Raw genomic sequence first — 12,569 nt, 5'->3', positions numbered from 1 at the left:
CGGTTTGAGATGCTTCCTTCGTCAGCATGACAATATTGGGGTTCACAAGTTCGCGGGAATGAGAAGATTGTGTTGAATGATGTGGTGTGTTGGTGGGTTATATCATCCCTAAAGGGATTTTGGTGGTTGACAGATTATTTTTTCTACCCAGATTTAATCCCTACGGGATTTTGTTTTGTTGATTATCCATCTAACCATATTAAACCCCTATCAGGGTTGGATAAAAAAAACACCCACTTCACAGCGGGTGTTTTTTACTAATTATAAACACTTTTATTTCGTAAACGGGCTCTCGTAGTGGAGGACAGTTTTGAAATGGTTGATGACAAAGTCATGTTCCTCGGGTGGGGACATTTTTTCGGCTGACTTGGTTTCTATTTTGAGGTGGTCGTATTTGTGTTCTTCGCGGATGAGGTTGAATAACTCGGTTTTCGCGGTGGTTGGCCCAAAGAGGAGGATTTCGTCATAGTCTTTTATAATGGCAATGATATCCTTATAAAAGGCTTTTAGGTGTTGGTTCTCTTTGTTGTGTAACAAACTCTCGCTGTGTTGCAACGCGTCCTGATCATCTAAACCTTGAAGGTCTGACTTTAGGGTTGTTGCTTTTAGCTCCTCAGTGTTGTATTCAATCACTCGCGCTACGGTATGGTCTAACCAAATTCCGACTCTTCTTGTTGCTTTCATTTTGTTTTGATTTTAAGTTATAAAATTAGTTCTCTACGCCAACAGATGGCCAATTTTGTACTTTAAAGTTACGAAATTTTAGTGGGGTATTTTTATTGTTTTGGGATTATTTTAGTTGTATTTTATAGCATCCCTAAAGGGATTTTTGGGTTATGATATTTGGTTTTTTTACCCAGATTGCACCCCTAACGGAGTTTTGTTTTGGCAAAGAGGATTATTAGTTTTTGGGATTGATACTAAGATAGTATTTTATAGCATCCCTATAGGGATTTATTGGATATGACATTTGGGTTTTTTACCCAAATTGCACCCCTAACGGTGTTTTGTTTTGGCAAAGACGATTATTAGTTTATGGGATTGATATTAAGATAGTATTTTATACCATCCCTAAAGGGATTTATTGGATATGACATTTGGGTTTTTTACCCAGATTGCACCCCTAGCGGGGTTTTGATTTGGCAAAGAGGATTATTAGTTTTTGGTATTTGTATTAGAATGTCTATCAATATTTTATTGTAAAATAATCCCGTTAGGGATTTAATTTCGGTAGAAAGAATGATTTTAATGATTAGAAAAATCCCGTTAGGGATGATATAATTTACATTGGCTCTTTAAAAACATATTTTGCGTCATATTCAATATCAAATAATTTTAAAAATTCTAAATATTCCTCTTGAAAGGTTTGAATTGTATGATGTTGTTCTTGATTTTTAATATAGTCAATGACCCTATTAACACTAGATTTAGAATATGAAAAGGCACCGTATCCTTCTTGCCATTCAAATTTTACTTTTAAAAATTGCTTTTCATTTATCCATTTTGAAGAACTTGCTTTTATGTCTTGCATTAATTCTGAAATAGATTGTGTTGGTCGCATTCCAACTAATAGGTGCAAATGATCAGGCATTCCGTTTATAACTAATAATTTATGATTATGGTATTTAATAATGCCTGCAATGTATTGGTATAATTCTTCTTTGAATGTGGAATGGATTAATCCGTCTCTGTGCTTTACAGCGAAAACAAATTGGATATGTATTTGCGTGTATGTATTTGCCATTTTATATCATCCCTAACGGGATTTATTGTTTGTGACATTTGTTGTTCTACCCAAATTAAACCCCTAACGGGGTTATCATGTTTGATTTAACGGTTTTCTACCGAAATTTAATCCCTAACGGGATTTATTGTTTGTGACCTTTGTTGTTCTACCAAAATTAAACCCCTAACGGGGTTATCATGTTTGATTTAACGGTTTTCTACAGAAATTAAATCCCTAATGGGATTATCAGCTGTCAGGTCTAAGCTATTAACGGATTTTTACTTAGAGATACACTTTTTGTGTACATTTTGCTTTCTTTAAGTTATTCTAGTATTAACTGTTGCCATTCGGTTAGTTTCTTTTCAAAGGAGGTTCCTGCGTTGGCTGGACTGGTGGAAGGTAAAGTCACTAGGGTGTAGTTGTTGGTGACGGTGACATATTTTTTGAAAAACTTTGCTGCTTGTTGCCCATTAAAAAAGATGTGAGTGATATTAGGATGGTGGTTTAGAAAGGTGTCAAAATCATTCGGGATTTCCTTTAGGATATTGCTATCCAGACTGCCTTGGCGTTCGCAAGTCTGTAAGACATCCCAAAGCGCTATATTGTTTTTAAGGATTAGGTTTTTCTTAGTTTGATAATCGGTACTATGGGTTTCGTTAAAGAGGGTAAATAGCAGCTTCCAAAAATGATTTCTGGGATTGCCATAATATTCGTTTAGGACTAATGACTGTGCACCAGGCATTGTTCCCAGTATGAGAATTTTTCCATTGCCATCAGAGATAGGAGAGAAGGACTGGATTTTCATTTGTTTTCAATACTAACTTTAGGAGTAACTCAATTTAAAGCGGTCAGGTTTTTACTTTAAATAATAGATTACTTTACTCACACGGAAATCATAAGTTGTGGTATACTTCTGTTTTATTTTCTTATGCACTGTGTAGAAATACATCAGCAGGAATACCAAAATAGTTTTTTAGTTTTTGCGCCATTTTTAAGGTGATTTCTCTTTTTCCTGATAGTATGGCAGAAACGTGACCTTTGCTTCCAATTATGGTCTCAAGATCTTTGGCTTTAATTCCCATTTCCTGCATTTTAATTTTTATCACTTCCAAGGCATCGAGTTCTGGAAGTTGATAGTGTTTTTCATCATAATCCTTAATTAATACTATAAGTAAATCTAACTCATCGCTTTCGGGAGTGTTAGGTTCAGCATGGAATAGTTCCATCATTCGTATGGAAGCTTTATTATAATCTTCTTCGGTTTTTAATACTTTCCAGTTCATGGTTATCTTTTTTTATCAGTTAAGATTGTGGTATCAAAAGCAATAGTTTCAACATTAATTTTGTCATATTCTTTGTGAGTTCCAAACCAAATCACATAACAAGCTGCTTGTAGAAAGTTAACGGCTACTACTAAACGGTAATCATTTCCTTTGATATTAAACACAACTCTATTGTTATTTACAATACTTGCGTTTCCGTATACTTTTTTAAGTTCATTAAAATTGTGAAACTCTAGTTTAGAAAATTCATTATACCAAATCATTACTTGTGTTTCGGCATTTGGATATTTCTTAATGTAGAATAAAATCGTTTTCCTTACGAGAATTTTCATTGGTCAAATGTAATAAAAGTTTTCAAATTGCAAACTTATTTTCTTTTGTTTAATTTTTGTTACACTAAAAGTGTACATTATAAATAAAAACACCCACTGTAAAGTGAGTGTTTTATTTTATGTTCCCGCCTTCGCGGGATTGACAAGAAAGGTTAGTCTTGTAGCAACACTCCTAACATACTTATAGCTTCCTCGTTATTCTTTGTTCCGACAACTACCTCTTGGTTTATCCCCTTCATGGAGTACTATTTCAGAATGTAAGAACTGTGCTGCGGCTTCAGATTCTTTCACTTTGATAGCAGAGCGGGCTATCATTTCTGATTCAAACCCAGTCAATATACTTTTTCGCACACCGGCTTTTCGCCATTGTGATAGAGGTCGACATTCTTTTGTTATGGCTCGGGCCAGCGCCAGTGCATCTAGTAGTGCCTGGTTTGCTCCTTGTCCTTTGAATGGACTCATAGGATGGGCAGCATCTCCGATCAGGGTGCAGGAACCACTATCCTCGAACATAGTGGCATCGAGTAAGTCCCTATCATACACCGGATATCCAGATAGTTGCGTTTCTGGAGTGGCAGCCACGATTTGAGGAATGGGATGGTGCCATTGAGTCCTGCGAATTGCTTCCTGCTTGAGTGCCTGAACACCCTGAGCACTTAGCGTTTTTGCCTCATTTTCGGGAATTGGATAGCTAAGCTGCCACATTACCGAGTCTGCTGTATAAGGCATCATATAGATACGCTCATGGCCATTGGCCGTTTGGAATACCGTAGCCGAGTCGAGCAAAGTGCAGTCATGGGGTTCAAGAGCCGCCAAAGGACAAATTCCTAATATTACGATACAGCCTAGGTAGCGCAAAGGGGTAACGTCTTCACCAATCATCATACTGCGCACTGAACTGCGAATGCCATCGGCACCCACCACGAGATCTGTCTTGGTCGTTTTTATCTGGCCTTTCACCAGAAAGCTAAGGTGAATACCTTCGCTATCACCTTCCTTACAATCGGTTAACTGATGGCCCCATTGTACCGCCTCATGTCCGCCGAGTTGTTTGAGCAATGCCTCGCGCAACGACTGCCGTGCTATATGTATATTGTTTCGTTTTAGGGGCTTGTCTGAATCTGCAGCCCTCCACTTTCTCATGCCCCATTCCCCAATTACTTTTCCTTCGGTGGTATGGACTAAATGCCTTGTTGAAACCACACCTTCTTCCAATGAAAAAATGCCCAATCCGGCAATGGCTTTACTGGCTTGCTGCAAAGTGAGACCATAGCCCTGGGCTCGGGCATCGAAGCTGTTGTCCCGTTCATAAAGAGTAAAAGGGATGCCTCGGTGCAAACAAGCTACGGCTAATGCCACTCCGCCTATACCAGCACCAATAATGGCCACGTGTGGGTAGTTTTCGGTATCGACAATAGTAGGGAAGGCTGACATTATCAGTCCCGATTTGGAACAGTTGGGACAGGCATATAGATGTGATTCAGGAGGGACAGGAGCTTTCCCTTCTCCCTTTGTTTTTTCAAATGTATCTAACGCTGCTTGGAATTCGAGCCGCACTTTTTTTCGAAGCCTGCGTTTTTTTTTGCCGAGTCCCTGGCATTCCTGACAGATAGTCCAGTAGGTTTTTTTATTTTCTTCTTTTTTCACTGTTACTCTTCCAACAGTACCTCTAAAATACTGATGGCAGCCTCACTAATTTTAGTCCCAGGACCAAAGACGGCAACAGCTCCTGCATCAAAGAGGAATTGATAATCTTGATGAGGAATTACTCCGCCCACGATGACCATAATGTCTTCTCTGCCGTATTTTTTTAGTTCTTGTATTACTTGAGGGACTAAGGTTTTATGTCCTGCTGCTAAGGAAGAAACGCCTAAGATGTGCACGTCGTTTTCTACGGCTTGTTTGGCTGCCTCTTGTGGGGTTTGGAATAAGGGCCCAATATCAACATCAAAACCTACATCAGCGTATCCTGTGGCTACTACTTTGGCACCACGGTCGTGACCGTCTTGTCCCATTTTTGCAATCATGATACGAGGACGACGGCCTTCTTTTTTAGCGAAAGCGTCGGCTAATTGTTTTGCTTTTTCAAAGCTTTGGTCGTTTTTGATTTCTTTACTGTACACGCCGCTGAAACTTCTGATTTGTGCTTTATAGCGTCCGAAAACTACTTCGAGGGCATCACTAATTTCACCTAGTGTGGCTCGGTTTCGGGCTGCTTCTACGGCTAAAGATAACAAATTATTGTCATCCTGATGCATATCAGGACCTTTTGAATTTTCTACTGACGCCCTAGCACAGTCGGTTAATTTTGCTAAGCATGCTTTTACCTTTTCGTTATCGCGAGTGGCTTTTATGTGTTGTAATTGCTCAATTTGTTGTTTGCGCACCATTTGGTTATCCACATCTAAAATATGGAGTGGATCTTCTTTCTCTAAACGGTATTTGTTTACGCCTACAATAATATCTTGTGTACTATCAATTCGGGCTTGCTTACGAGCTGCGGCTTCCTCGATACGGAGTTTTGGAATACCCGCTTCGATGGCTTTGGTCATGCCGCCGAGTTCTTCCACTTCTTCAATTAGTGCCCAAGCTTTATTTGCTATTTCTTTGGTTAGACTTTCTACATAATAACTGCCAGCCCATGGGTCGACGGTTTTGCAGATTTTGGTTTCTTCCTGAAGGAATATTTGGGTGTTACGAGCGATTCTTGCTGAGAAGTCAGTTGGTAATGCAATAGCTTCATCAAGAGCATTAGTGTGTAACGATTGGGTTCCTCCAAAGGCAGCTGCAGCAGCTTCGATAGCCGTACGAGCCACATTATTAAAAGGATCTTGTTCGGTTAGACTCCAGCCCGAAGTTTGGCAATGGGTTCTTAGCGCTAATGATTTTTCGTCTTTAGGACTGAATTGTTTTAGGAGTTTGGCCCAAAGCATTCTACCGGCACGCATCTTAGCGATTTCCATAAAATGATTCATTCCGATGGCCCAAAAGAACGAAAGGCGAGGAGCGAACTCATCGATTTTCATTCCGGTTGCTAAACCTGTGCGGATGTATTCTAGTCCGTCTGCCAAAGTGTACGCTAGTTCAATATCTGCAGTAGCTCCAGCTTCTTGCATGTGATAGCCTGAGATGGAGATGGAGTTGAACTTGGGCATTTTCTTGCTGGTATATTCAAATATATCGGCAATGATTTTCATGGAAGGCGTAGGCGGATAGATGTAGGTATTACGCACCATAAACTCTTTCAGAATGTCATTTTGTATGGTTCCTGATAGTAATTCGGGTGCCACTCCTTGTTCTTCTGCAGCAACAATATAAAAGGCCATGATAGGCAATACTGCTCCGTTCATGGTCATAGAGACGGACATTTCCCCTAGTGGAATCTGGTCAAACAACACTTTCATGTCTTCTACAGAATCAATAGCTACTCCAGCTTTCCCTACATCACCCACCACTCGTTCATGGTCGGAATCATACCCACGGTGTGTGGCTAAGTCGAAGGCTACGGATAATCCCTTTTGTCCAGCGGCTAGGTTTCTTCTGTAAAAAGCGTTGCTTTCTTCGGCCGTTGAGAATCCTGCATATTGGCGAATCGTCCAAGGGCGACGTACATACATGGTAGCATAAGGTCCGCGAAGGTTAGGAGCAAATCCTGCTCCGAAACCTAGGTGTTCTACTCCTTCTAAATCCTTTTCGGAATAGATGGGTTTTAGTTGGATGTTTTCGGCGGTATGAAAGTTGTCGGTTGTCAGTTGACTGTTGTCAGTTGACCCCGTTTCGAGTTTGATATGTTGGATGTTTTTACGAATCATAACTTTATTTTTTTTCTTCAGCTGGTGCTTTAATAGTAAATACCATCACAAGAAGAGTTCGAACATTTTTTCCTTCCAATTGCCCGGGTTTCCATTTCGGACAATTTCCCATTACCCTCACGGCTTCTTCCCTAAATTTTTCGTTTGGATGTGGACCCGACGCAATGTCTGTAAGGCTTCCGTCTTTTTCTACCACAAAAGAAACAACCACTCTGCTTGGTACTTTACCACCCTCTGGTATTTTAAAATTATCGTTAAAGAAGTCTCTAAGCTTTTGTTCACCTTCTGGGAATTCGGGTACTACATCAAGGAGGCTTTTGGTCATGATGGTATTATCCTCCTCTTTTTCCTCGTTATTAATTGAATCTGATTTACTTTCATCAGCAGGAGTTGGGGTACCTAACATTTTTACCGGGTATCTGCTGGCATAAGCACTACAACGCACGGGCTTTCCATTTACCAGTGCGGGTTGCCATTTTTTACTTATTTTTTTCAAAAAAGCATTGTTTTCTGGGCTCAACTGACCCTGTTCATTTGAAGCCGAAATATCTAATACCGTACCGTTCTTCTCTACAGTAAACCCTATCCAGTCTATCGATATTTTCTTTTTCCTATGGCTACTTAATGCCTTTTGCATTTCATCGAGGTATTTTATCGGGCCTCCCATAAACTTAGGGGATACATCAACCGACTGTATGTCGTAGGTTTTTTCGTTTTGGGCAAAGGCAGTAAATGAGAACAATGTCGCTACAAAAAACATTATCAAACAAAATCGATTCATTATTCCTCTGAATTTAAGCGTTCTTGTTCTAATTTTTCAGCTAAACGCTTTTCTATAATCGGTGTGATTAACGTTTTGCGTGGGTTTTGTTTGATGAAGGGATACAATTCTAAATCGTGCTTCATTTTGTCGTTTTTGTTGGGGTATTTGTTGGTTCCCAATAATACTTCTTTGCCGCTGTCAAACAGTTCTTGTTCTTTGGTGGCGCTTTCGCTGATTTTCTTTTGGATGGTGCCTTCTATTAATTGGCTGATTAAACCTCCATTGGCTTCGATATCTTTGAATAACAAGAGCGCTTTTTCGGCTAATTGTTGGGTAAGATTTTCAATATAATAAGTACCGTCTGCTGGATTATTGACTTTATCGAAATAGCTTTCGTGTTTTAAGACTAATAATTGATTACGGGCAATTCGGTCACCAAATTCATTGTCTTTGTAGTACAAGCTATCGTAAGGTAAATTCGCTACCGCATTAGCACCGCCGAGAATAGCACTCATACATTCGGTTGTGGTACGCAACATATTGACATTGTAATCGTAAAGCGTTTTGTTTCTTTTGGTAGGTGTAGCGATGATATGGCAATCGAAATTATGATTGTATTCTTTGGCTAGCGTATTGAATAAAAGTCGCAGGGCACGTAGTTTGGCTATTTCAAAAAAGTAATTCGTTCCAACGGATACTTCGATAGTAATGGGTTGGTTTAGGTTTTGAATTCTATTGAAATATTCGTTAACGTGGGCTAGGGTGTAGGCTAGTTGTTGCACTATGTTGGCTCCAGCGTTTTGGTAAGTTCCTGTGTTGATTGACAAGAAAGGAACCACTGCAGCTTTAGCTATGCTATTTAGTTTTTCAAAGTCTTTGTCAAGGTTATCGAACCAATTGCCATCTTTTATTAATTGACCTATTGGGTCGATTTGGATACTAATGTTGGCTTTTGTTTTATTGGTAAAGGCATTGATTTGGTTTACGAAATCGATTGAAAGGAAAGGCAAATAAAAAAAATAGGCTGTAGTTTCTAACGGAAGATTTTGCATTAAGTCTTCTACAGAAACAGTTTCGTTTTCGATAGTAAAGCGAATACTTTCGGCACCGCGATTTAGAGTATCTAACGCTCTTTTATTGGACATTGCCACATCATGTACAAAGATGTTTTGTAGGATGGAGAATGGTTTTTCAGGTGTATTGATTCCTAATTTTATGGTATCTTCATCATTGTGGTAGAAGGGTTTTACTTTAATCCCTTCTGGTGATTCCCATACTAAAGTTTCGTTATAGTCGGCCCCTTTGAGTTCGTATTGAATTTGTTGTTTCCATTGTTTGGAGGAAACGGGTTCGAACGCATCAAATAAATGTTCAGCCATGATTTCTTTTTATAAAGATTTTGATTCTGATTTTTCATCTTTAATAGAATCGCCTTCGAATTCTATGATGTAGATGTCTTCGCTATCGCGTTTCATATAGTATTTTTCGCGAGCGTATTTTTCTATTTGGTCAGGATTTTTGAGGAGTTTGATGTTCTCTTCGTCTTTTTTGATTTCGTCCTGATAGTATTTTTTGTTGTCTTCGAGTTCGTCGAGTTGTTTGTTTAAGATTCGGTGTTCTAAATAAGAAGTATTGTCAAGGAACAGCATCCAAACGGTAAAAAAAACCAACACAATAATGTATCTATTGCTCAAGATTTTGAGAATAGGGTATTTATCGGTTAGGTTTTTAAAGTAACTCATTTGTACTATGTAATTCTTTGGTTGATTACCGCTCTTACTACATCAATAGCCACGGTATTGTATTTGTCATTTGGAATGATGATATCGGCAAAGGCTTTGGTAGGTTCGATAAATTGTTGGTGCATTGGTTTCAAAGTCGTTTGGTAACGGTTTAAAACTTCTTCCATATCGCGACCACGTTCAGCGATGTCTCTTTTTAATCGGCGTATTAGTCTTTCGTCAGAATCGGCGTGAACAAATATTTTGACATCAAACATTTCTCTGAGTTCAGGATTGGCTAAAATTAGGATTCCTTCTACTATCATTACTTTTCTAGGATGGGTAATGATGCTATCATCTGTACGATTGTGCGTTACGAAAGAATAGACAGGCTGTTCAATGGTTTCCCCTTTTTTTAATTGGGTAAGATGATTCACTAATAATTCGAAGTCGATAGCCCTTGGATGGTCAAAATTGATGAGTGCTCTTTCTTCAAAACTTAAGTTATGGTTTTCTCTGTAGTAAGAGTCTTGAGAGATTACACCCACTTCTGTTTCGGGTAATTCATTTATAATTTGTTGGACAACAGTTGTTTTTCCACTTCCTGTACCACCAGCAATTCCGATAATTAGCATATTAAGTTGTGTTGTTTTTAGTTTTAACAAAAATAGAAATTATATCGGAAGTTTTTAGAGAAAAGAGACAAGAAGCGAGAAAAAAAAGTGAGCTAGTAAATCGATGTACTATAGGAATGCGAAAAACAATAAAAACCTTTTGTTTACTAATTAATAATTCTATATTTGCACTCGCTTTCGGGGTGTAGCGTAGCCCGGTTATCGCGCCTGCTTTGGGAGCAGGAGGCCGCAGGTTCGAATCCTGCCACCCCGACCAGTAAATCCTTTCTGTGAAAACAGAAAGGATTTTTTACTTATAAAAATATGCGCAACTCGTTGCAGCTTATTTTTATAAGTAAAAAAACACAGTGCTGAAAGCGCTGAAGAATTTACTAGAGATAGAGCCCAAACTCAGGATCACGAAGTAATCCTGCTAAAGTTATATCCAACTCGTTGTAGCTTATTTTTATAAGTAAATCACTTACCTGAAGCCCACAGTGCTTCCTCCTCTTAATATCAAATTAGAGATAGAACCGAAACTCAGGATCACGAAGTAATCCTGCTAAAGTTATATCCAACTTGTTGTAGCTTATTTTTATAAGTAAATCACTTACCTGAAGCCCACAGTGCTTCCTCCTCTTAATATCAAATTAGAGATAGAACCGAAACTCAGAATCACGAAGTAATCTTGTAAAACAAAAATCCCCTCTGAAAACAGAAGGGATTTATATTTATACTAATTCTTTTACGGAATTCTAGTGAAAGTATAGCCTTCAAAAAAGCTAACACCATCGGGAGTTGGTTCAGGATTAGATCCTTGCAGATATAAGTTATTAGCTGTTACACTATTAATGTATTTATAAACGACTTTAGCTGACCATTGTTTAAGAAACACTAGTCTTAAGTTTTTACCTGGGCTTTTGAGTACTGTATACGTACCGTTGCTATATCCTCCTTCTTCATCAGATGTAAAGGTACCATCAGCTTTTAGTTCCATTACAGGACCATTAGGATAATTGAGAATAAAAGGAGTGTCATTAACGTATTGAGTTAGTTTCCATTTTCCTTGAACCTGTGCTAATAAGGCATTATCAACGTTTGCTTCATCGGAAGTACATCCAATAAATAATAGTGCAATTAAAATCAGTTGTAAGGCTGGAGTAATTTTTTTCATGAATGGTAAATTATATCTTTTCAAAAATAAGAACTTTGCTGTTAATTAAAAAAGAAATCACCAATTATTATCCAAAGATTGTTAATTACTATTTTATCAAGTATCGAATAAATGTTATAAAAAGTTACCTTTGCAAGGCTTAAAAAATTACGATTATGTCTGATACAATAGAAAAAATTAAATGCCTTATTATAGGTTCGGGGCCAGCGGGTTATACTGCTGCAATTTATGCCGCTAGAGCTAATATGTTTCCTGTTTTATATCAAGGAACACAACCAGGAGGACAATTAACCACGACTAATGAAGTAGAAAATTTCCCAGGATATCCTGAAGGCGTTACGGGTCCAGAAATGATGGTACAATTGCAAGAGCAAGCCAAACGTTTTGGAACGGATGTACGTGATGGTTGGGCCACCAAGGTAGATTTTTCAGGAAGTGTACATAAAGTTTGGATAAATGAAACCAAAGAAATTCATGCCGATACGGTTATTATTTCTACGGGTGCTTCGGCTAAATATTTAGGATTGGCTTCAGAGCAACATTATTTACAAATGGGTGGTGGTGTTTCTGCTTGTGCCGTTTGTGATGGTTTCTTTTATAGAAATCAAGAAGTGGTGATTGTTGGAGCAGGGGATTCTGCTTGTGAAGAAGCACATTACTTATCTAAACTTTGTAAAAAAGTAACGATGTTGGTGCGAAGTGAGAAATTTAGAGCTTCTAGAATTATGGAAGAGCGTGTTCGTAAAACAGAGAACATAACTATATTAATGAATCATGATACCCTTGAAGTTGTTGGAGATGGACAAGTGGTTACTGAAATAAAAGCTTTCAACAAAACTACTGATGAAGAAATTATCATTCCAGCTACTGGATTCTTTGTAGCTATTGGCCACAAACCTAATACGGATATTTTTGCGGATTACATTAAATTAGATGAAACGGGTTATATTATAAATGAACCTGGTACCTCTAAAACCAATGTCGCAGGAGTTTTTGTTGCTGGAGATGCAGCAGATCATGTATACAGACAAGCTATTACTGCTGCTGGAACAGGGTGTATGGCCGCTTTGGATGCAGAACGTTATTTGGCTTCAAAGGAGTAAATTAATAATATCGATATAAAAAAATCCCGCCATTTGAGCGG

At 38.4% G+C, this 12,569-nt stretch carries 13 protein-coding genes and 1 tRNA gene; 2 read left to right on the top strand and 12 right to left on the bottom strand.

Annotation, left to right across the window (positions count from 1 at the left end):
- Positions 1 to 273 precede the first annotated feature (273 nt).
- From OLM53_RS03380 to udk, 11 genes are all read right to left on the bottom strand, one after another.
- On the bottom strand, positions 274 to 684 hold the full coding sequence (locus OLM53_RS03380; RefSeq protein WP_264521651.1) for a hypothetical protein: 411 nt from the start codon (positions 682 to 684) through the stop codon (positions 274 to 276).
- 598 nt (positions 685 to 1,282) lie between these two features.
- Complete coding sequence (gene tnpA, locus OLM53_RS03375; RefSeq protein ID WP_264521650.1) at positions 1,283 to 1,744, bottom strand: IS200/IS605 family transposase; 462 nt, start codon at positions 1,742 to 1,744, stop codon at positions 1,283 to 1,285.
- Positions 1,745 to 2,048: 304 nt separating this feature from the next.
- Positions 2,049 to 2,531 (bottom strand): DNA-deoxyinosine glycosylase, encoded by a 483-nt coding sequence (locus OLM53_RS03370; RefSeq protein WP_264521649.1) that lies wholly within the window; start codon positions 2,529 to 2,531, stop codon positions 2,049 to 2,051.
- A gap of 121 nt (positions 2,532 to 2,652) precedes the next feature.
- Positions 2,653 to 3,009 carry a helix-turn-helix domain-containing protein gene (locus OLM53_RS03365; RefSeq protein ID WP_264521648.1) on the bottom strand — a complete coding sequence of 119 codons (357 nt, stop codon included), beginning with the start codon at positions 3,007 to 3,009 and terminating at the stop codon, positions 2,653 to 2,655.
- 2 nt (positions 3,010 to 3,011) lie between these two features.
- Positions 3,012 to 3,341 carry a type II toxin-antitoxin system HigB family toxin gene (locus tag OLM53_RS03360; protein WP_264521647.1) on the bottom strand — a complete coding sequence of 110 codons (330 nt, stop codon included), beginning with the start codon at positions 3,339 to 3,341 and terminating at the stop codon, positions 3,012 to 3,014.
- Between the two features lie 195 nt (positions 3,342 to 3,536).
- Entirely contained in the window at positions 3,537 to 4,988 is a 1,452-nt protein-coding gene (locus OLM53_RS03355; protein WP_264521646.1) for an FAD-dependent oxidoreductase, read from the bottom strand.
- Between the two features lie 2 nt (positions 4,989 to 4,990).
- Positions 4,991 to 7,153 carry a methylmalonyl-CoA mutase gene (gene scpA, locus OLM53_RS03350; RefSeq protein WP_264521645.1) on the bottom strand — a complete coding sequence of 721 codons (2,163 nt, stop codon included), beginning with the start codon at positions 7,151 to 7,153 and terminating at the stop codon, positions 4,991 to 4,993.
- 4 nt (positions 7,154 to 7,157) lie between these two features.
- Positions 7,158 to 7,934, bottom strand: a complete 777-nt coding sequence (locus tag OLM53_RS03345; protein ID WP_264521644.1) for an energy transducer TonB — start codon at positions 7,932 to 7,934, stop codon at positions 7,158 to 7,160.
- Complete coding sequence (locus tag OLM53_RS03340) at positions 7,934 to 9,295, bottom strand: methylmalonyl-CoA mutase subunit beta (protein ID WP_264521643.1); 1,362 nt, start codon at positions 9,293 to 9,295, stop codon at positions 7,934 to 7,936. The genes OLM53_RS03345 and OLM53_RS03340 overlap by 1 nt, the downstream gene beginning before the upstream one ends.
- A 9-nt stretch (positions 9,296 to 9,304) precedes the next feature.
- Entirely contained in the window at positions 9,305 to 9,658 is a 354-nt protein-coding gene (locus OLM53_RS03335; RefSeq protein ID WP_264521642.1) for an FtsB family cell division protein, read from the bottom strand.
- Positions 9,659 to 9,663: 5 nt separating this feature from the next.
- Positions 9,664 to 10,272: a uridine kinase gene (gene udk, locus OLM53_RS03330; RefSeq protein WP_264522414.1), complete on the bottom strand. Its 609-nt coding sequence runs from the start codon at positions 10,270 to 10,272 to the stop codon at positions 9,664 to 9,666.
- Positions 10,273 to 10,450: 178 nt separating this feature from the next.
- On the opposite strand from udk, the gene OLM53_RS03325 reads away from it, so the two are divergent.
- Positions 10,451 to 10,528 (top strand) — tRNA-Pro (locus OLM53_RS03325).
- A 468-nt stretch (positions 10,529 to 10,996) separates the two neighbouring features.
- On the opposite strand, the gene OLM53_RS03320 is transcribed toward OLM53_RS03325, so the two are convergent.
- Positions 10,997 to 11,425 carry a hypothetical protein gene (locus tag OLM53_RS03320; protein ID WP_264521641.1) on the bottom strand — a complete coding sequence of 143 codons (429 nt, stop codon included), beginning with the start codon at positions 11,423 to 11,425 and terminating at the stop codon, positions 10,997 to 10,999.
- Positions 11,426 to 11,580: 155 nt separating this feature from the next.
- Between OLM53_RS03320 and trxB the strand changes: the two genes are divergently transcribed.
- Entirely contained in the window at positions 11,581 to 12,528 is a 948-nt protein-coding gene (gene trxB, locus OLM53_RS03315) for a thioredoxin-disulfide reductase (protein WP_264521640.1), read from the top strand.
- Positions 12,529 to 12,569 lie beyond the last annotated feature (41 nt).

Origin of the sequence: Flavobacterium sp. N1994, assembly GCF_025947145.1 — a bacterium.
Classification (GTDB): domain Bacteria; phylum Bacteroidota; class Bacteroidia; order Flavobacteriales; family Flavobacteriaceae; genus Flavobacterium.
This window is presented reverse-complemented; position numbering and strand designations above follow the sequence as displayed.